The sequence below is a fragment of the Yimella sp. NH-Cas1 genome (assembly GCF_022359705.1).
Lineage (GTDB): Bacteria > Actinomycetota > Actinomycetes > Actinomycetales > Dermatophilaceae > Yimella > Yimella lutea.
Genome location: NZ_JAKSGG010000003.1, coordinates 59,810 through 77,458, shown reverse-complemented (window position 1 = coordinate 77,458; position 17,649 = coordinate 59,810). Strand labels below are relative to the sequence as shown.

At 67.0% G+C, this 17,649-nt stretch carries 17 protein-coding genes and 1 riboswitch; of the genes, 8 read left to right on the top strand and 9 right to left on the bottom strand.

The genetic code is table 11. The annotated features are described in order from the left end of the window. Positions 1-7: 7 nt before the first annotated feature. Positions 8-3,241 carry a fused isobutyryl-CoA mutase/GTPase IcmF gene (gene icmF, locus MF407_RS00720; protein WP_239700743.1) on the bottom strand — a complete coding sequence of 1,078 codons (3,234 nt, stop codon included), beginning with the start codon at positions 3,239-3,241 and terminating at the stop codon, positions 8-10. Positions 3,242-3,337: 96 nt separating this feature from the next. On the opposite strand from icmF, the gene MF407_RS00715 reads away from it, so the two are divergent. Next, entirely contained in the window at positions 3,338-3,847 is a 510-nt protein-coding gene (locus tag MF407_RS00715; protein ID WP_129625406.1) for a MarR family transcriptional regulator, read from the top strand. 7 nt (positions 3,848-3,854) lie between these two features. Here the strand turns inward: MF407_RS00715 and MF407_RS00710 are convergent, their stop codons facing one another. The 4 genes from MF407_RS00710 to MF407_RS00695 all read right to left on the bottom strand — a co-directional run bounded on the left by MF407_RS00710 (position 3,855) and on the right by MF407_RS00695 (position 6,529). Beyond that, positions 3,855-4,205, bottom strand: coding sequence for a CrcB family protein (locus tag MF407_RS00710; RefSeq protein WP_129625405.1), 351 nt, complete (start codon positions 4,203-4,205; stop codon positions 3,855-3,857). Continuing rightward, entirely contained in the window at positions 4,205-4,627 is a 423-nt protein-coding gene (locus tag MF407_RS00705; protein ID WP_129625404.1) for a CrcB family protein, read from the bottom strand. Before MF407_RS00705 ends, MF407_RS00710 begins: the two co-directional genes overlap by 1 nt. A gap of 25 nt (positions 4,628-4,652) precedes the next feature. Next, complete coding sequence (locus MF407_RS00700) at positions 4,653-4,820, bottom strand: hypothetical protein (protein ID WP_168990206.1); 168 nt, start codon at positions 4,818-4,820, stop codon at positions 4,653-4,655. A gap of 509 nt (positions 4,821-5,329) precedes the next feature. Further along, a complete protein-coding gene (locus MF407_RS00695; RefSeq protein WP_239700741.1) occupies positions 5,330-6,529 on the bottom strand; it encodes a RimK family alpha-L-glutamate ligase in 1,200 nt (399 codons plus the stop codon). A gap of 25 nt (positions 6,530-6,554) precedes the next feature. On the opposite strand from MF407_RS00695, the gene MF407_RS00690 reads away from it, so the two are divergent. Both MF407_RS00690 and MF407_RS00685 read left to right on the top strand, forming a co-directional pair. Beyond that, positions 6,555-7,034, top strand: a complete 480-nt coding sequence (locus MF407_RS00690) for a RimK/LysX family protein (protein ID WP_129625402.1) — start codon at positions 6,555-6,557, stop codon at positions 7,032-7,034. After that, a complete protein-coding gene (locus tag MF407_RS00685) occupies positions 7,031-7,984 on the top strand; it encodes a succinylglutamate desuccinylase/aspartoacylase family protein (RefSeq protein WP_239700740.1) in 954 nt (317 codons plus the stop codon). Before MF407_RS00690 ends, MF407_RS00685 begins: the two co-directional genes overlap by 4 nt. 5 nt (positions 7,985-7,989) lie before the next feature. Here the strand turns inward: MF407_RS00685 and MF407_RS00680 are convergent, their stop codons facing one another. Further along, positions 7,990-9,069, bottom strand: coding sequence for a hypothetical protein (locus MF407_RS00680; RefSeq protein ID WP_168990205.1), 1,080 nt, complete (start codon positions 9,067-9,069; stop codon positions 7,990-7,992). 222 nt (positions 9,070-9,291) lie between these two features. On the opposite strand from MF407_RS00680, the gene MF407_RS00675 reads away from it, so the two are divergent. From MF407_RS00675 to MF407_RS00665, 3 genes are all read left to right on the top strand, one after another. Next, entirely contained in the window at positions 9,292-9,618 is a 327-nt protein-coding gene (locus MF407_RS00675) for an SdpI family protein (RefSeq protein WP_239700738.1), read from the top strand. 112 nt (positions 9,619-9,730) lie between these two features. Further along, positions 9,731-9,871 carry a hypothetical protein gene (locus MF407_RS00670; protein ID WP_168990203.1) on the top strand — a complete coding sequence of 47 codons (141 nt, stop codon included), beginning with the start codon at positions 9,731-9,733 and terminating at the stop codon, positions 9,869-9,871. Then, positions 9,864-11,315: an NAD(P)/FAD-dependent oxidoreductase gene (locus MF407_RS00665; protein ID WP_239700735.1), complete on the top strand. Its 1,452-nt coding sequence runs from the start codon at positions 9,864-9,866 to the stop codon at positions 11,313-11,315. The genes MF407_RS00670 and MF407_RS00665 overlap by 8 nt, the downstream gene beginning before the upstream one ends. Here the strand turns inward: MF407_RS00665 and MF407_RS00660 are convergent. Beyond that, positions 11,305-11,619: a multidrug efflux SMR transporter gene (locus MF407_RS00660; RefSeq protein WP_129625397.1), complete on the bottom strand. Its 315-nt coding sequence runs from the start codon at positions 11,617-11,619 to the stop codon at positions 11,305-11,307. The genes MF407_RS00665 and MF407_RS00660 overlap by 11 nt on opposite strands. Positions 11,620-11,629: 10 nt before the next feature. Next, positions 11,630-11,697: riboswitch (guanidine-III (ykkC-III) riboswitch) on the bottom strand. 229 nt (positions 11,698-11,926) lie between these two features. On the opposite strand from MF407_RS00660, the gene MF407_RS00655 reads away from it, so the two are divergent. Continuing rightward, positions 11,927-13,357, top strand: a complete 1,431-nt coding sequence (locus tag MF407_RS00655; RefSeq protein WP_129625396.1) for a hemolysin family protein — start codon at positions 11,927-11,929, stop codon at positions 13,355-13,357. After that, the gene (locus MF407_RS00650; protein WP_129625395.1) at positions 13,354-14,370 is read left to right on the top strand and encodes a hemolysin family protein; all 1,017 of its coding nucleotides are present in this window, start codon (positions 13,354-13,356) and stop codon (positions 14,368-14,370) included. The genes MF407_RS00655 and MF407_RS00650 overlap by 4 nt, the downstream gene beginning before the upstream one ends. A gap of 135 nt (positions 14,371-14,505) precedes the next feature. Here the strand turns inward: MF407_RS00650 and MF407_RS00645 are convergent, their stop codons facing one another. After that, the gene (locus MF407_RS00645) at positions 14,506-16,326 is read right to left on the bottom strand and encodes a long-chain fatty acid--CoA ligase (RefSeq protein WP_239700733.1); all 1,821 of its coding nucleotides are present in this window, start codon (positions 16,324-16,326) and stop codon (positions 14,506-14,508) included. Positions 16,327-16,366: 40 nt separating this feature from the next. Then, on the bottom strand, positions 16,367-17,596 hold the full coding sequence (locus MF407_RS00640; RefSeq protein ID WP_141927132.1) for a thiolase family protein: 1,230 nt from the start codon (positions 17,594-17,596) through the stop codon (positions 16,367-16,369). Positions 17,597-17,649 lie beyond the last annotated feature (53 nt).

Sequence of the window (17,649 nt, the reverse complement as noted above, 5' to 3'; positions counted from 1 at the left end):
AGGCTGGTCAGACGTTGCGCCGGTACTGGCCACCCACCTCGAAGAACGCCTCGGTGATCTGCTGCAGCGAGCACACCCGCGCGGCGCGCATCAGCACGTCGAACACGTTGTCGCCGTTGACCGCTGCGGCCCGCAACTCGTCCAGCGCCTGCTTGGACTCACCCTGGTGCCGCTGCTGGAACTCGCGGACGCGGGTGAGCTGACCCTGCTTCTCGGTCTCGGTGCCGCGGGCGAGTTCGATGTGCTTCGGCGTGCCGTCGTCGGCCTTGGGGTTGCGGAAGGTGTTGACGCCGACGATCGGCAGCGAGCCGTCGTGCTTGCGGTGTTCGTAGAGCATCGATTCGTCCTGAATGCGACCGCGCTGGTAGCCGGTCTCCATCGCGCCGAGCACGCCGCCACGCTCGGTGATGCGGTCGAACTCCTTCAGCACCGCCGCCTCGACGAGGTCGGTGAGCTCGTCGATGATGAACGATCCCTGGAGCGGGTTCTCGTTCATCGCCAGACCCCACTCACGGTTGATGATCAACTGGATCGCGAGCGCACGACGCACCGACTCCTCGGTCGGCGTGGTGACAGCCTCGTCATAAGCGTTGGTGTGCAAGGAGTTTGCGTTGTCGTAGATCGCGATGAGCGCCTGCAGCGTGGTGCGGATGTCATTGAAGTCCATCTCCTGCGCGTGCAGGGACCGGCCGGACGTCTGCACGTGGTACTTCAACTTCTGGCTGCGGTCGTTCGCGCCGTACTTCTCCTTCATCGCCACCGCCCAGATACGGCGGGCGACACGGCCGAGCACCGAGTACTCGGGGTCCATACCGTTGCTGAAGAAGAAGCTCAGGTTGGGCGCGAAGTCGTCGATGTCCATGCCCCGCGCGAGGTAGCTCTCGACATAGGTGAAGCCGTTGGCGAGCGTGAACGCCAGCTGGCTGATGGGGTTCGCCCCGGCCTCGGCGATGTGATAGCCGGAGATGCTGACCGAGTAGAAGTTGCGCACCTGGTGGTCGATGAACCACTGCTGGATGTCGCCCATCATCTTCAGGCTGAACTCGGTGGAGAAGATGCAGGTGTTCTGGCCCTGGTCCTCCTTCAGGATGTCGGCCTGGACGGTGCCGCGGACGTTCGCGACGGCGTACGCCGCGAGTTCTTTGCGCTCGTCATCGTTCGGCTCCCGGCCTTCACGCTCGGTGAATGCGTCGACCTGCTGGTCGATGGCCGTGTTGAGGAAGAACGCGAGAATCGTCGGTGCCGGGCCGTTGATCGTCATCGACACGCTCGTCGTGGGCGAGACGAGGTCGAACCCGCCGTACAGCACCTTCATGTCGTCCAACGTCGCGATCGAGACGCCGGACGTGCCGACCTTGCCGTAGACGTCCGGACGCTCGTCGGGGTCGCGCCCGTAGAGGGTCACCGAGTCGAACGCGGTCGACAGGCGGGTGGCCGGCTGGCCTTCCGACAGCAGCTTGAAACGGCGGTTCGTGCGGAACGGGTCGCCCTCGCCGGCGAACATGCGGGCAGGATCCTCGCCCTCCCGCTTGAACGGGAAGACGCCGGCGGTGTACGGGAAGTAGCCCGGCAGATTTTCCCGGCGAAGGAACTTCACCAGCTCGCCGTGGTCGTCGAAGCGCGGGAGCGCGACGCGCGGAATCTTGTTGCCGGACAGCGATTCCCGAGTGAGTTTGTTGACGATCTCGCGGTCGCGGATCTTCACGACCTGCTCGTCGCCCGAGTAGGAATCGACGATGCTCGGCCACTTCACGAGAGCCTTGGAGATCTCGTCGGGCACGTCCTGCTGCGCCTTCTCCATCAGCTCGGCGACACTGCGCGGCACCTCGGCGAGTTCGCCGGCGACCAGTTCGTAACGCTGCGCACGGGCTGCCGCCTTGGCGAACTTCGCGGTGTCGGAGTGATAGTCACGTACCGTTTCTGAAATCTCGGAGAGGTAGCGGACGCGGGACGCCGGCACGATCGTGGCGATATGGGTCGACTGCTTGGTGTCGACCTGCGGAAGCACGCCGTCCTCGACGTGCATTCCTTTCTCCGACAGCAGGTTTCGCAGCTCCTGGTACAGCGCGGTCACGCCGTCGTCATTGAAGGTGGCCGCCGAGGTGCCGTAGACCGGCATGTCCTCGGGCTTCTTGCCGAAAGCCTCACGGTTGCGCACCATCTGGCGTCCGACATCGCGCAACGCGTCCTCGGCTCCACGTCGCTCGAACTTGTTGATCGCGACCACGTCGGCCAGGTCGAGCATGTCGATCTTCTCCAGCTGGCTGGAGGCACCGAACTCCGGAGTCATGACGTACATCGACACGTCGGAGTAGTCGATGATGGCCGAATCTCCTTGTCCCACACCGGGAGTCTCGAGAATGATCAGGTCGAATCCGGACGCCTTGGTCAGCGCCAGAATCTGGTCGAGGTGTTCGGGCACCTGGTTGTTGCCGCGGGTGGCGAGCGACCGGAAGAAGACACGGTCACCGTCCAACGAGCTGATCCGGATGCGGTCGCCGAGCAGCGCACCGCCACCCCGAGAGCGAGTCGGGTCGATCGCGAGCACCGCCACGCGCAGCTTGTCCTGCTGGTCGAGGCGCATGCGGCGCACGAGTTCGTCTGTCAGAGAAGACTTTCCAGAACCACCGGTGCCGGTGATGCCGAGCACGGGCACCGGACGCTTGGCCGCCGCCTGGTTGATCGCGTCGACGAACTCGGCAGGAAGCGCACCCTGCTCCGCGCCGGTGATCGCTCGCGCGATGGCTGCACGATCACCCGACAGCACTGCGTCCAGATCGGCCTGGCCCAGCTGCCAGAGGTCGTAATCACAGTCAGCGACAACAGAATTGATCATTCCGACCAGGCCCATGCGCTGACCGTCCTCCGGGGAGAAGATCGTGACGCCCGCCTTGCGCAGCCGGTCGATCTCGTCGTGCACGATGACGCCGCCGCCACCACCGACGACCTTCACGTGTTCGGCGCCCGCCTGCTTCAGCAGATCGACGAGGTACTCGAAGTATTCGACGTGGCCGCCCTGGTAGGAGCTGACCGCGATGCCCTGCGCGTCTTCCTCGAGCGCAGCGTCGATGACTTCCTGCACCGAACGGTTGTGGCCCAGGTGGATCACCTCCGCACCCTGCGTCTGCATGATCCGCCGCATGATGTTGATCGAGGCGTCGTGGCCGTCGAACAGGCTTGCGGCAGTAACGATCCGGACGTGGTGCTCCGGCTTGTGCAGTTCAGGCTTGATGTCGGCCATGGGGTCCTCCGGGTGCGTGGACGTGACTCAGCTCTCGCAAAATAGTAGGACTTCCTATTAATGGACGTCAACGCGAGTTTGATTTACTCTCGACCCATGACCGAAGCACCCGCCCGCCTCGCTGCCGACCCCATCGGGGTCGCGCGGGATCAGTGGGTGGATCGCGGGTGGGCCGATGCTGCGCCGGGCATGGCGGCAGTCACCTCGCTCATGCGGGCACAACAGATCGTCTCGGCCCGAGTCGATGCGGTGCTGAAGCCGTTCGGCGTGACGTTCGCCCGCTACGAGGTGCTGATGCTGCTGACCTTCAGTCGTCGCGGCAGCCTGCCGATGAAGCTGATCGCGTCGCGCCTGCAGGTGCATCCGACGTCCGTCACCAATGCCGTCGACCGGCTGGAGCAGGCCGGTCTCGTCACGCGCACCACGCACCCGGACGACCGGCGTGCGTTCGTCGTGGCACTGACACCAGAAGGACGCTCACTCGCGCAAGAAGCGACGGCTGCGCTCAACGAGCAGGTCTTCGGCCGACCGGAACTCGACCGCGACGACCTCGAGTCACTCGTGTCGATCATCGCCCGGATGCGTTCTGCCGCAGGCGATTTCTGAGCACAACTCAACCGCCGACGCACAGGCCGAGCGCGGCGACCAAAACTGACCCGATGACCATCCCGAGCGCATGCACGACGCCCGCCCAGTGCACCTTCGGCGCGAGCAGCAGCCGGGCCGACTCCACGGACGCCGCGCTGAACGTGGTGAACCCGCCCATGGCACCCGTACCGAGCACCTTCGTGGCCTCCGAAGCGTGTCCGAAGTGACCGACGAGCAGGCCTAGCACGAACGATCCGAGCAAGTTGATGACCAGAGTGCCGACCGGGACCCTCACTCGCACCCGCGCGGCGATCCAGGTGTCGAGCACACAACGCAGGAGTGCGCCGGTGCCTCCCCCGAGGGCGATCCAAAGCATCATCGGTTCATGCCCGGCAGTCGGAGCCCGATCCCTGCGGCGAGCACTCCGGCCACGACGCTCGCGGTCGCATAGGCAAGACCGGCGCCCAGGTCACGCTCCACCACCTCGACCGCGAAGGCGCTGTAGGTCGTGAATCCGCCCAACAGACCCGTCCCGAGTCCTAACCGAACTCGTCGGCGTGCACCGCTGTCGTCGCCGAGATGCGCGAGCACCCCGAGCAGAAGGCCGAGCAGCAGCCCGCCGAGCACGTTGATGACGAAGGTGGTCCACGGCCAGCCGTCCGCCGGCATCGGGAACCGCTCACTCAGCAGTGCACGCGCGGTCGTGCCGGCGGCACCACCGACGAAAACCAGCGCCGGGAGCACCAGCCGGTCGGAACGAACTGCGGCGGCGTCCGTATCGGGTGGCTGGCGGTTCACCCGGGAAGGCTATCCAGCCGGGTGCTCACTTCACAGGCGAAGGCGTCGCCGCGGACGCGCGGACGGCTCGCTCCATACGCAGCACCGCCGGATCATCGACGCCGCCGACCGGCTCGTCGCCGAAAATCGGGACGATCATGATCAAGCCCCTCGGTGTGCGGCGACCGGCTTCGGCGTCGAATTCGAGGTGCACGTGAACACGGTAGTTCGGACTGTTGTGGCTGGTCCGGATGAACGTCACCTTGGTTTCGGCGCCAACCAGCGGTGTGGGCAGGGCTCGACCAGCGGTACTCCGGAGCTCAACCAGCGGTCCTTGGGAGCTCAACCATCGTGACAGACATCTGCCAGTACGTCATAGGGGTGGACACCCACGCCGCCACGCACCACTACGCCGTGATCCATCCCGGGACCGGAGCAGTCCTGGACGGAGTTGGACCGGCGCCGCACCGTCACGATCAACATGCTCACCGCGCTGTTACACGCGACCGCGCTCGGTACGGATGCAGGCACGCGCTCACGGTCGCCCAACTGGGGCAGGTCGCGACCTGGCGACCACGCTACGAACCCCTGGACATGACCATCCTGCGTGAACTGGCTACCGAGTACGCCCAAGACATCCTGGTCCTGGATCAACAACGGGCCGCGAACGAGAAACAGATCCGACAGATCGTGCGTCGGTGCTCGGGGGCTCACCCAGCGTGGTCAGGGGTTCTCGGCAGCGGTGATGGCCTTCTGGGCGAGCTTCTTGACGCGGCGGCGGCGCTTGGGGCGCTCGGGGATCATCGAGCGCATCTCCTCCAGCTTGCCGAAGCAGAGCAGACGGTCCTCGGCCTCGAGCACCTTGCTCGGACGTGGGGACGGGGTGACAGAGGTGCCGCGGTGCAGGGTGAGAACAGTGATGTCGCGGTCGGACAAACCGCTGTCCCGCAACGCTTTTCCGACCATCTCCGAGCCGGAGTGCACCGCCAGCTCGGCGACGCCGTACCCGGTCGAGACGGCCAGCCGCTGGCGGACGTCGATCTCGGGGAAGTCGACCTGGTCACCGATGAAGTCGATGATCGCGCCGGCGACGTCGAGCCTGGTCGCGGTCTCGATGCCCTGCAGGCCCGGCGAGGAGTTGACCTCCATCACCAGCGGACCGTCATTGCCTTCGAGCATGTCGACACCGGCGACGCGCAGACCCATGATCTGCGCCGCACGCACCGCCGTCGCCTCGTACTCCGGATCGAGTTCGACGGCCTCGACCGAGCCACCACGGTGCACGTTCGAGCGAAACTCATCGCCCTGCGCCGTCCGACGCATCGCAGCGACGACACGGTCACCGACGACCAGCGCCCGGATGTCGCGTCCCTTGCTCTCCTTCACGAATGCCTGGATCAGCACGTTCTGCGAAGTCGACTGCAAGGTCTCGATGATCGCCTCCGCCACCTTGACCTCCGGCGCCAGAATCACGCCGATGCCCTGCGTCCCCTCCAGCAGCTTGATGACGACCGGCGCACCACCGACCTGCTCGATGGCCTGCTTCACATCGGCGCGGTTTCGCACGAAGAAGGTGGCCGGCATGCCGATGTTGTGCCGCGACAGGATCTGCGTCGCACGCAGCTTGTCGCGGCTGTTGCTGATGCCGTTCGCGGTGTTGGGCGTGTAGACGTCCATCTGCTCGAACTGGCGCACGACAGCCGTACCGAAGTAGGTGATCGAAGCACCGATGCGCGGCAATACCGCGTCGTACGAAGACAATTGGCGACCACGGAACTGCAGATCGGGTTCGTCGTTCGACAGGTCGATTCCGAAGCGGAGCGTGTTGAGCACCTTCACGTCGTGCCCGCGTTCGAGGGCAGCGGTTCGCAGGCGTTGGGTCGAATAAGCACGCGGCGCACGGGACAGAATCGCGAGTTTCACGGTGGCACCCTGCCACACTGTCCGGGTGCCAGCGCCCAGCGAGTCCAACCTCACCGTCGGCTGGCGCGAGTGGGTCTGCCTGCCCGACCTCGGAGTCGACTGGGTGAAGGCCAAACTCGACACCGGCGCGCGCACCTCCTCGATCCACGCGTACGAGGTGCAGGAGTTCGAACGGGACGGCGTCGACTGGGTGCGCTTCGACGTTCGGCCCTGGCAGAAGTCCACCGACGACATCGTCGCGGCCGAACTCCCCGTGCACGACCGCCGTGACATCCGCAGTTCCAACGGGCAGATCCAGCGCCGCATCGTCGTCTCCACCACGCTGTCGATCGCCGACCGCAGGATCCCCGCCGAGTTCACACTCACCGACCGTGACGAGATGGGTTTCCGGATGCTTGTCGGCCGCGAAGCGCTGCGCCAGGGCTTCCTGGTCGACTCCGGCCACTCGTACTACGGCGGACGCCCGTCGCTGCAGACTCGGCGACGCAACCGGGGCCACGCATGAAGCGCGAGTCGTTCGCGATCGGCAACGTCCGCGTCCGCCCGGGCAGCACGAAGAACACCGAACTGCCGATCACCCGGCTGGTCACCGGCGCCGAAGTCTCGCTGCCGATCCGCGTGGTGCACGGCAAGGAGGACGGCCCGGTCGTCTGGGTCAACGCGGCGATCCACGGCGACGAGGTGGTCGGGGTCGAGGTCATCCGTGAGGTGCTGGCCTCGTTGTCCCCCAAGGAATTTCGCGGCACGCTGATCGCCGTCCCGGTCGTCAACGTGCACGGCTTCCTGGCCGGCGACCGCTACCTGCCCGACCGGCGCGACCTCAACCGCAGCTTCCCCGGGTCCGCCCGCGGCTCGCTCGCCGGACGCATCGCGCACCTGTTCCTGCAGGAGGTCGTCGCCAAGTGCGAGGTCGGCATCGACCTGCACACCGCGTCCGACCGGCGCACCAACCTGCCGCAGGTGCGCGCGGACCTCGACGACGCCCGCACCCGCGAACTCGCCACGGCCTTCGCGGCACCGGTGATGATGCACTCCGAGATCCGCGACGGGTCGTTGCGGCACGTCGCCGGCGAGCGCGGCGCGCGCGTCCTGCTCGTCGAATCAGGTGCGCCCCTGCGCCTGGACGACTGGGCGATCGAACCCTGCGTGGTCGGCGTCCGACGGGTGTTGGCGGGGATGGGGATGATCGATCCCTTCGAGGACGAACCGCCCACGCCGTCCATCGAGTGCCGCGGCAGCGGCTGGGTGCGCGCTCGCCGCACCGGGATCCTGCGCCTGGACTCACACCTGGGACAACACGTCGCCCTCGGCGAGCGGCTCGGTGCGCTCTACGACTCGTTCGGCAAGACGTTGCGCGCCGTGTACGCCGACCGCGACGGCATCATCGTCGGCCACACCGAGGCACCGTTGGTGAACTCCGGCGATGCGCTTGTGCACATCGCCACCATCGTCTGAACCGATCAGGTCTCGTCGACCCATGCGGCGGCCAACCGCACGCAGCGGCGCAGCGACTGGGTGATCCGCTCGGCGATGTACGGAGCCTCGTCCCGCATGCTCGCGTCGAGCAACTCGTTCGCCTCCCGTGCCCGTTCACCTGGCACGACCGCGAACTGGGCGTTGTCGATCGCGGCCTTCACCGCAGCCGCGGCGTCGCCCAACGCACGGCGCTGATCGTCCGCGACGGTCTTGAGTCCGTCCTCGAGCACCTCGCGAGCAAGGTCTTCGAGCAACAGCGCGCACGCCTGCGTCGCCTCGTTGAGCCCGAGGACATCGGCCCGAACTCGGTCCCACCGCGCCCTGCGGAAGTTGCCGCGTCCCGCACGCCCGGCCTCCTCACCCAATTCGCGAAGAACCGCGGCGGACGCCGGCAGTCCCTGCAGACAGGACATGCGCAACTGATCCTCCGTCTGCGGCGTGGGGTGACGGAAGTGGTCGGCGAAGGCCTGCAGTGAATCCCCGATGTCGGTACGCACGACCATCGCGTGGCGTTCGACGTCATGCAATCCGAGGGAGGGGAAGACAGTGGCATTGACGACGAGACCCACCACCATGCCGAGCGTGATCTGCAGCAGGTAGCCGAGCGTGTAGTCGTTCAGGTCGTTGCGCCCGGCGGTGAAGACGAACAGCGCCGCCAACGGAACCCACGTGCTCTGCGCGCCCAACCGGGCGACTTTGCCGACCAGGATGCCCACCCCGAGCGCGATGCCGACACTGAAGGCGTTGGGCAGCGCCGTCTTGTAGAGCGTCAGCGCACCCAGGACTCCGATGGTGAAGGCGATCCCGGCCTTGAAGGCTTCCTTGACGGAGTCGCCGAGCACGGAGTACATGACGGTGAGCGCGCCGAGCGGGGCGTAGTAGGAGTACTGCGCGAGGTCGGGTGGCATCAGGTTTCCCAGCTTCCACGCAACCGCGGACGCGACGCCGGTCTTGATCGTCAGCCCGACCAAGGGATGCTGGTTGATGCCGCTGACCTTCGCGATGTTCTTACCGCGGTGATGGCGTACGTCGTCCGCCCTTCGGCGGCGGATCCGTTCGATCACCCGCGCCCTTCTGCGGCGGTGCTGCGAGTCGTTCAAGTGCGGCCCTGTCTGATGGTGCGGCTCCCGAGGTGCATCGGATCGACGATGCCAGTCGATACCGGACGTATGTGGGCCGCGCAGCCCTCGACTTCGGCACGTCCCTTGAGGCCACCCGTGGGTATGAGTGAGTCAGTCACGCGTCCAAGTGCGGGCTCCGGGAACTCGTCTGAAATCGTGGAGCTCATGGACGAGTTGACCATCGCGGTGTTGATCCTGGTCGCGTGCGATCTGCTGGTGGCCGCCGCCATCGGCTGGACAACGTGGGCCGCCGCGACCGGACGGCTGAGGCTCAATCAGTGGGCGGGTATCCGCACCGCGCGGACGATGCGCAACCAGGCCGCGTGGCGTGCCGGGCACACGGCCGCCTGGCCGATGGCCCGATCCCTGACCGTTGCGTCCGGCATCTGCGCCGTCGCCGGCTTGCTGCTCCTGATCCCTGGGTGGAAGATCGCGGCTGCCGTCGTCGCGTTCGCGCCCGAGGTCTTCGTACTGGCGGCCGCATGGCCCTGACCCGGACCGCCGGCGAGGCTGCCGATGCAACCGACTGAGGCCGGCGGCTGTCCGGGAGGCCTGCTGATGCCCGGACGATGCAGTACGGATCGAACCTCAATACCCTTACCGTGTGGTTGATTCCTTACTGCCGCAACGGGCGAAGGCCGTCGAGAAGTGGTTCGTGGAACGGTTCGGGTGGATCGAGTCGGCGATCTTCGTGCTCGAACAACCCACCTCCACCGGTGCAACGGCCGGTGCTGCAGATGCCTGACAGCCGGCGGGTGGTGGTCGTCGGCAGCGGGCCCAACGGTCTGGCTGCGGCCGTCACTCTGGCCCGGGCCGGCCTGGAGGTCGAGGTTCTCGAGCGGAACGGCTGGGTCGGCGGCGGCACCGCCACCCGCGAGATCACCCTTCCCGGGTTCCGGCACGATCTGGCCGGCGCCGTCCACCCGATGGCACTGGCGAGCCCGTTCTTCCAGGCATTCGGGCTGACCGACCGGATCGAACTCGTCGTGCCCGAGGTCTCGTTCGGGCACCCGCTGCCCGACGGACGCACGGGCCGCGGATACCGCGACCTCGACCGCACCGCCGAAGCGATCGGTGGACGCGACGGCAAGGCGTACCGCGACCTGCTGCGGCCGATCGTTGACCGGATCGACGCGGTCTCGCAGTTCGCGACCAGCCCGCTGATCGGTGTGCCGAAGCACCTGGCCGGACCCGCGATCTACGGCGAACGCTCGCTGGAGCTTGGAACTTACTTGTGGGGGTTGCGTTTTCGCGACGAAGTCGCCCCGGCGATGCTCATCGGGTGCAGCGCGCACACCATCGGTCAGCACCCACGCCTGGCGATGGCGGGGGCCGGCCTGATGCTGAGCGCAACTGCACATGCCGCCGGCTGGCCACTACCCGTCGGCGGGTCGCAGACGATCGCCGACGCCCTCGTCGCCGACCTGGAGCATCACGGCGGACGCGTCCGCACCGGTGTCGAAGTGACCGACCTGCGCGAGTTGGCCGGGTACGACGGGGCGGTGCTGGACGTCGCGGTGCCCGGCTTGCTGCGCCTCGCCGGCGACCGGCTCCCCGCCGGGTATCGGCGTGCACTTCAGCGCTTCAAGCACGGCAACGGCGTCTCGAAGGTCGACATGGCGCTCGACGGTCCCATCCCCTGGACCGACCCGGTGCTGCGCGAGACGCCGACCATTCACCTCGGCGGCACCCGCGCACAGATCGCGGACGCCGAGCGTCAGGTCGCGCGCGGTCGCATCCCGGACCGGCCGTACATCCTGTTGGTGCAACCGACCGTGGTCGACCCGACGCGAGCACCGGCAGGCAAGCACGTGCTGTGGGCGTACGGGCACGTGCCGTACGCCAGCGACCATGACATCACCGAGAGGGCCACCGCGATGATCGAGGAGCATGCACCCGGTTTCCGCGACCTGATCCTGGCTTCGACGGCGACCAGGGCAACGGACTTCGAACGTGCGGTGAGTCCGAACTTCGCCGGGGGCGACTTCTCCTCCGGTGCGGTGACGATGACTCAGATGATCAAGCGCCCGGTGGCATCGCCGACCCCGTGGCGAACCCCGTTGGACGGCGTTTACATCGCTTCCGGTGCGACCTCGCCCGGTCCCAGCGTGCACGGCATGTCCGGCTGGTGGGCCGCGCGAACCCTGTTGGACGACACCAACATTCCGCTGCCCTCGCTCAGTGCGTGAGTTTGAGCCCAATGACGCAACCGACGATGCCGGCCAGGAAGAGCACCTTCAGGGCCGATACCGGTTCCTCACCGGTCGCCATCGCGTAGGCGACGGTCAGCACCGCCCCGATTCCGACCCAGACCGCATACGCGGTGCCCACCGGGAGCTCCTTCATCGCCAGGGCCAGACCGACCATGCTGGCGACGCACGCCACGAAGAACACCACCGTCGGTACGACGCGGCTGAATCCTTCGGATTTGCCCAGTGCGGTGGCCCACACGGCCTCCAGCACACCGGACACGACCAGGATGATCCACGACAAGACTTGCCTCCACGGGCCGTCTTGTCGCTGTCCGGGTACGGCGCCCCTCGTCCGGGAATCTCATCGCTGAGGTTCTGCTTCGAAGGTCTCACATCTGTCGCCGGCAGGCGACTCGCCCCGGCTCGGGTTCCTTCGTGGAATCGGACGGCGGCGCGTGGATCCCACGAAGGAACCCGAGCCGGGCTGCCCGCGTTGGAGCGGGCAGCCCGTACTCTGTGTAACGACCTGTCACCCCACCAGAAACGACGATGGACGACCAACCTCCGCATACCGGCCCCTTCCCCTCCTACCCGGTTGAGGCCCGCCGATGAGCATCGCGCTCTCGCTGCTGGCCGGAATCGTGGTCGTGCTGCTCATCACCGCAGTCACCGCATACTTCGTCGCGCAGGAATTCGCCTACATGGCGGTCGACCGTTCCAAGCTGGCTGCTCGGGCAGCCTCCGGGGACGAGGGCGCGCAGCGCACCCTGGAGATCACCAAGCGCACCTCGTTCATGCTTTCTGGCGCGCAGCTGGGCATCACCGTGACCGGACTGCTCGTGGGTTACGTCGCCGAGCCGCTGATCGGATCGGCCCTCGGCGAGGTGATGGAACGCGGCGGCCTCACGATGGGAATCTCGGTCGCGATCGGCAGCATCCTGGCGCTGCTGTTCTCCACCTTCGTCCAGATGCTCTTCGGTGAGCTCTACCCCAAGAACTACGCGATCGCGCGTGCCGACCAGATGTCCGGGCTGCTGTCGCGCTCGACGAAGATCTACCTGGCCGTGTTCGGCCCGATCATCTGGGTCTTCGACAAGGCGGCCGAACTCTTCCTGCGCATGCTGAACATCGAGCCGGTGCACGACGTCGAGCACTCAGCCACCGCGGTCGACCTGGAACACGTCGTCGAGGAGTCGCGCGAACGCGGCGAACTGTCGGCCGAACTGTCGAACGTGCTTGACCGCATCATCGACTTCCCGCGGCAGAACGTCGAGCACGCGATGATGCCGCGCTCGCGCGTCGACGTCGTCCGTGACACCGCCACCGTCGGCGAGGTGCGCGAACTGATGTCGACCGGGCACACCCGTTACCCCGTGCTCGACGACGAGGAGCACATCCTCGGTGTCGTGCACCTGGTCGACGTGTTGAACGTCGTCGACCTGGCGACCCCGGTGACCGACATCGCCAAGCCGCCGTTGGTGCTGTCGTCCCTGATGGACCTGCCCGACGCCCTCGAGCAGATGGACGCCGAGCGCCAGGTGCTCGCCTGCGTCGTGGACGAGTACGGCGGCTTCACCGGCATTCTCACCGTCGAGGATCTCGCCGAGGAGATCGTCGGCGAACTAACCGACGAGCACGACCCCGAGGACGAGTCCTACGAACCCAAACCGGACGACGGAATCTGGGTGATGGGCGGTGATGTCCATGTCGACGAGGTGGAGCGTTCCCTGCACATCGACCTGCCCGAGGGCGACTACGAGACCGTCGCCGGCCTGATCATCGATGCCTACGGTGCACTGCCGGAGGAAGGCGTGATCGTCGACGTCGAACTACCGATCGACGCAGCCGATCTCGTGGCCGACGAGCCGACCGACCCGCACGTCCTGCGGGCCGAGGTGCTGGAGGTGGAGCACTACGTGCCCACCCGCGTGCGACTCACCCTTCCGGAGCCCGCGCTGGTCCGCGAGGAGCGCGAGGAACGCGAGCATGAGGCGGACCGCGTCGAGCGGGCAGCCGCGGACGAGGAGGGGCGGGCATGAGCACGACCACCGTCGTCCTTGCGACCATCGCGATCATCGTGTTGTCGGCGTTCTTCGTCGCGACGGAGTTCTCGCTCATGGCCGCGCGCAGGCACCGTCTCGAAGAACTCGCGTCCAACTCACGTGCGGCGCGCGCCGCGCTGCGCAACTCCAGCGAACTGACGCTGCTGTTGGCCGGGTCCCAGCTCGGCATCACCATGTGCACCCTGGCCCTCGGTGCGATCACCAAGCCTGCGGTGCACCACTGGTTGATGCCTCCGCTGGAGGCTGTCGGGCTCGGACCGACGTTCGCCGACGTGCTCGCGTTCGTCTTCGCGCTGATCATCGTCACCTTCCTGCACCTGGTGATCGGTGAGATGGCGCCGAAGTCCTGGGCCATCGCGCACCCGGAGATGTCGGCCACCGTGCTGGCCATCCCGATGCGCGCTTTCATGTGGCTGACCCGCCCGGTGCTGCGCCTGCTGAACGAGTCGGCCAACCGGTTGGTGCGCCGTAGTGGTGTCGAGCCGGTCGACGAGCTGACGATCGCCGGTGACCCGCAGGCTCTTCGCGCGCTGGTCGAACACTCCGCGAACGTCGGCGCGCTCGAACTCGGCTACCAGTCGTCCATCACCCAGGCCCTCGGCCTGGAGGATCTCACGGTCGGCAACCTGTTGCGCAAGGGCGCTCAGGTCACCTCGGTCGCCGGCTCCGCCACCGTGCGCGATGTTCAGGAGGCGACCCGTCGCAGCGGTCACCTGCGGGTGCTGCTCAAGGACGGCGACCACGTCCGTGGGTTCGTGCACGTGCGCGACACCCTCAGCGGGGTCGAGTTGGACGACTTCGCCGGGCCTCTCGCGCGTCCGGTGGTGGAGTTCCAGCGCACCACTCCGTTGCACCAGGCCATCGCGACCATGCGGGAGACCAGCACTCAACTGGCGGTCATCCGCAACGGCGAGAGGTTCGCCGGTGTGCTCACGTTGACCGACATCCTGCCGAGCTTGTTCCCGCGCGGGGTCGAGGCCCACGACTGACCCTTGAATGCATGAACGGCCACCCGGCGACCTGTGCCTGGGTGGCCGTTCTGTCTCACCTTGGTTTCGGCGCATGCGAATTCGTTCCTCATTCGCATGGCTCAACCAGCGGTCAGGATTCGCCGGGTCAGGTTTCTACTTGCGGTAGATCGACTCGATCTGTTCGGCGTACTTCTGCTCGACGACGTGGCGCTTGATCTTCATCGTGGCGGTCAGTTCGCCGGTCTCCTCGGTGAAGTCGTCGGGTAGCACGACGAACTTGCGGATGCCTTCGGCCTTGGACACGGCGGCGCTCGCCTCATCGACGGCAACCTGGATCTCGGCGCGTAACTGGTCGTCGGAGGCGAGGTCGGGGCCGACCTGCTTGCCGTTCGCCGAGGCCCAGTCGGCGACGCCCTCGGGATCGAGCGCGATCAATGCCGACACGAACGGGCGTCCCTCGCCGACGAGCATCGCGTGACCGATCACCTGGTGCGAGCGCAGTTGCTCCTCCAACGGTCCGGGGGCGACGTTCTTGCCGCCGGCGGTGACGATGATCTCCTTGGCGCGTCCGGTGATCCGCAGATAACCGTCGGCGTCGAGTTCACCGAGATCGCCGGTCTTGAACCAGCCGTCGTGGAAAGCATCGCGGGTGGCGTCGGAGTTCTGCCAGTACTGCTCGAACACGACCGGACCGCGCAGTTCGATCTCACCGTTCTCGGCGATCCGGACCGCGTTGCCGGCGACCGGTCGACCGACGGTGCCGATGCGCTGCACGCCCGGACCGTTCACCGTGATCGCCGCGCAGGTCTCGGTCAGGCCGTAGCCCTCGTACGCGGGTACCCCGATGCCGCGGTAGAAGTGGGTGAGCGTCTCCCCCAGCGCGCCACCGCCGGTGATCGCGACCGAGCAGCGTCCGCCCATCGCTTCGCGCACCTTGGAGTAGACGAGCTTGTCGAACAACCGGTGCTCCGCGCGCAGCCGGACCGACGGTTTCGTGGCGTCGTCCAGACCCGAGTTGCCCTGGCACTTGCTCCACTCGATCGCGACCCGTTCGGCGCGACGGAAGATCTCGGCCTTGACCGGTCCGCCGGCGAGAGCCTTCGCGCGGACGCCGCCGTGCACCTTCTCCAGCACCCGCGGCACGCACAGGATCATCTCGGGCCTGAAGGAACCGAACTTGTCCACGATCGTCTTGAAATCGCCCCAGAACCCGATCGTGGCGCCACCCTCGTAGGCCGCGTAGGTCACGGCCCGCGCCAGCACGTGCGCGAGCGGCAGGAACATCAGGGTGCGGTTGCCGGACCCGGCAACCGACTCACCGATCGGGTGGGCGAGTACACCGCGCGCCTCGGCAAGCAGGTTGCGGTGGGTGATCACGCAACCCTTCGGGCGTCCGGTGGTGCCGGAGGTGTAGATGATCGAGGCGGGTGAGTCGAGGGTCAGACCGTCCAGGCGCGCCTCGATCGCGTCGTCGGGCACGTCCACCCCGCGCCGACGCAGGACGCCGGTGGCGCCGTCGTCGATGACCATGATTTCGGCATCAGCGAGGTCGGCCCCGGAGAGGTTGTCGCGCGCAATCGCGTCCTCCACCAACAGGATTCGTGCACCGGAGTCCTGGACGATCCACTCGACCTGCGACGGCGAGGACGACGGATAGATCGGCACGGTCGCGCCACCGACGGCCCACACGGACGCGTCGAGCAGGATCCACTCATATCGAGTGTTGGCCATCAGTGCGACGCGGTCGCCGGCACCGACGCCGGATGCGAGGAGTCCTTTGGCCGTCGCCTTCACCTCGGCCAGGAAGCGTTCGGCGGTGACCGGCAGCCACTGCCCGTTCTCGAACCGCTCGAAGCTGGTGTGCTGCGGACGCTCGGCAGCACGACGCCACGGGAGGCGGGCGAGAATCCCGTCCTCGTCGAGGGTGAAGTCCTGCTCCACCGCGAACTCACGGACGGACGTACTGCTGCTCACTCGGGATCCCCCTGATCGGTGTGGAAACGGCCGATTCAGGTTAGCCGCCACACGGATGGGACCTACGTCGCGGCCGAACCGGGCGGTCAGAGACGTTCTCCAGCACCAGCGCCAGTCCCTGACCCACTCCGATGCAGATCGCAGCTACACCCCACCGCCGGCCCGACGCTTGCAGCGCCCGGGCCAGGGTGCCGACCACGCGACCGCCGGACGCGCCAAGTGGGTGACCGATCGCGATCGCGCCTCCGTGGGCGTTCACGATCTCGGGGTCGATGTCCCAGGCATCGACGCAGGCGAGAGACTGGGCGGCGAACGCCTCGTTCAACTCCACCAGGGACACGTCCGACCAGTCGATGCCGGCCTTCGCGAGCGCGCGGTTTGCAGCTTCCACCGGCGCGAACCCGAAGAACCGCGGCTCGTTTGCTGCCGCGCCACGGCCGGCGATCCGCGCGAGCGGCTGCAGACCGGTCAGGTCGGCAGCGGCCTCGGACCCCACCAGCACCGCGCTCGCACCGTCGTTCAGCGGCGAGGCGTTACCCGCGGTGACCGTGCCGTTCTCCTTGCGGAACGAGGTCTTCAGGCCGGCCAGCTTCTCGACGGTGGTGTCGGGACGGATGGATTCGTCACGGGTCAGCTCGACCTCGGGAACGGCAACGACCTGGTTGTCGAAGAAGCCGTCACCCCAGGCTTGGTTCGCCAAACGGTGTGAGCGAGCGGCGAATTCGTCCTGTCGGTCACGGGTGACGCCGTGCTTCTCACGCAATTGCTCGGTCGCCTCACCCAGGGACACCGTCCACTCCGGTCGCATCCTCTTGTTGACCAGACGCCACCCCAGGGTGGTCGAGACCAGGTCCATGTTTCCGGCTTGGAAGGGCTTCTCCGGCTTCGGCATCACCAGCGGTGCGCGGCTCATCGACTCGACGCCGCCGGCGATCACGACGTCCGCATCGCCGACCTCGATCGCACGGGAGGCGAGCATCACCGCGTCCAGGCTCGAGCCACACAGCCGGTTGACCGCGGCGGCGGGAATCCCCACCGGTAGGCCCGCGAGCAACCCGGCCATACGCGCCACGTTGCGGTTCTCCTCGCCCGCACCGTTGGCGTTGCCGAGAAGGATCTCGTCGATGCGTTCGGGGTCCAATGCCGTTGCGCGCCGCGCTTGTTCACCGACGACCAGTGCGGCGAGGTCGTCCGGGCGCGTGCCGGCGAGCGCACCGCCGTAACGACCGAAGGGGGTACGAACGGCGTCGTAGACGAATGATGCGCCCATGGAGTGCTCCTTGTCGCGGCAACGATCACATCGACGGATGGTGATGACTCTAG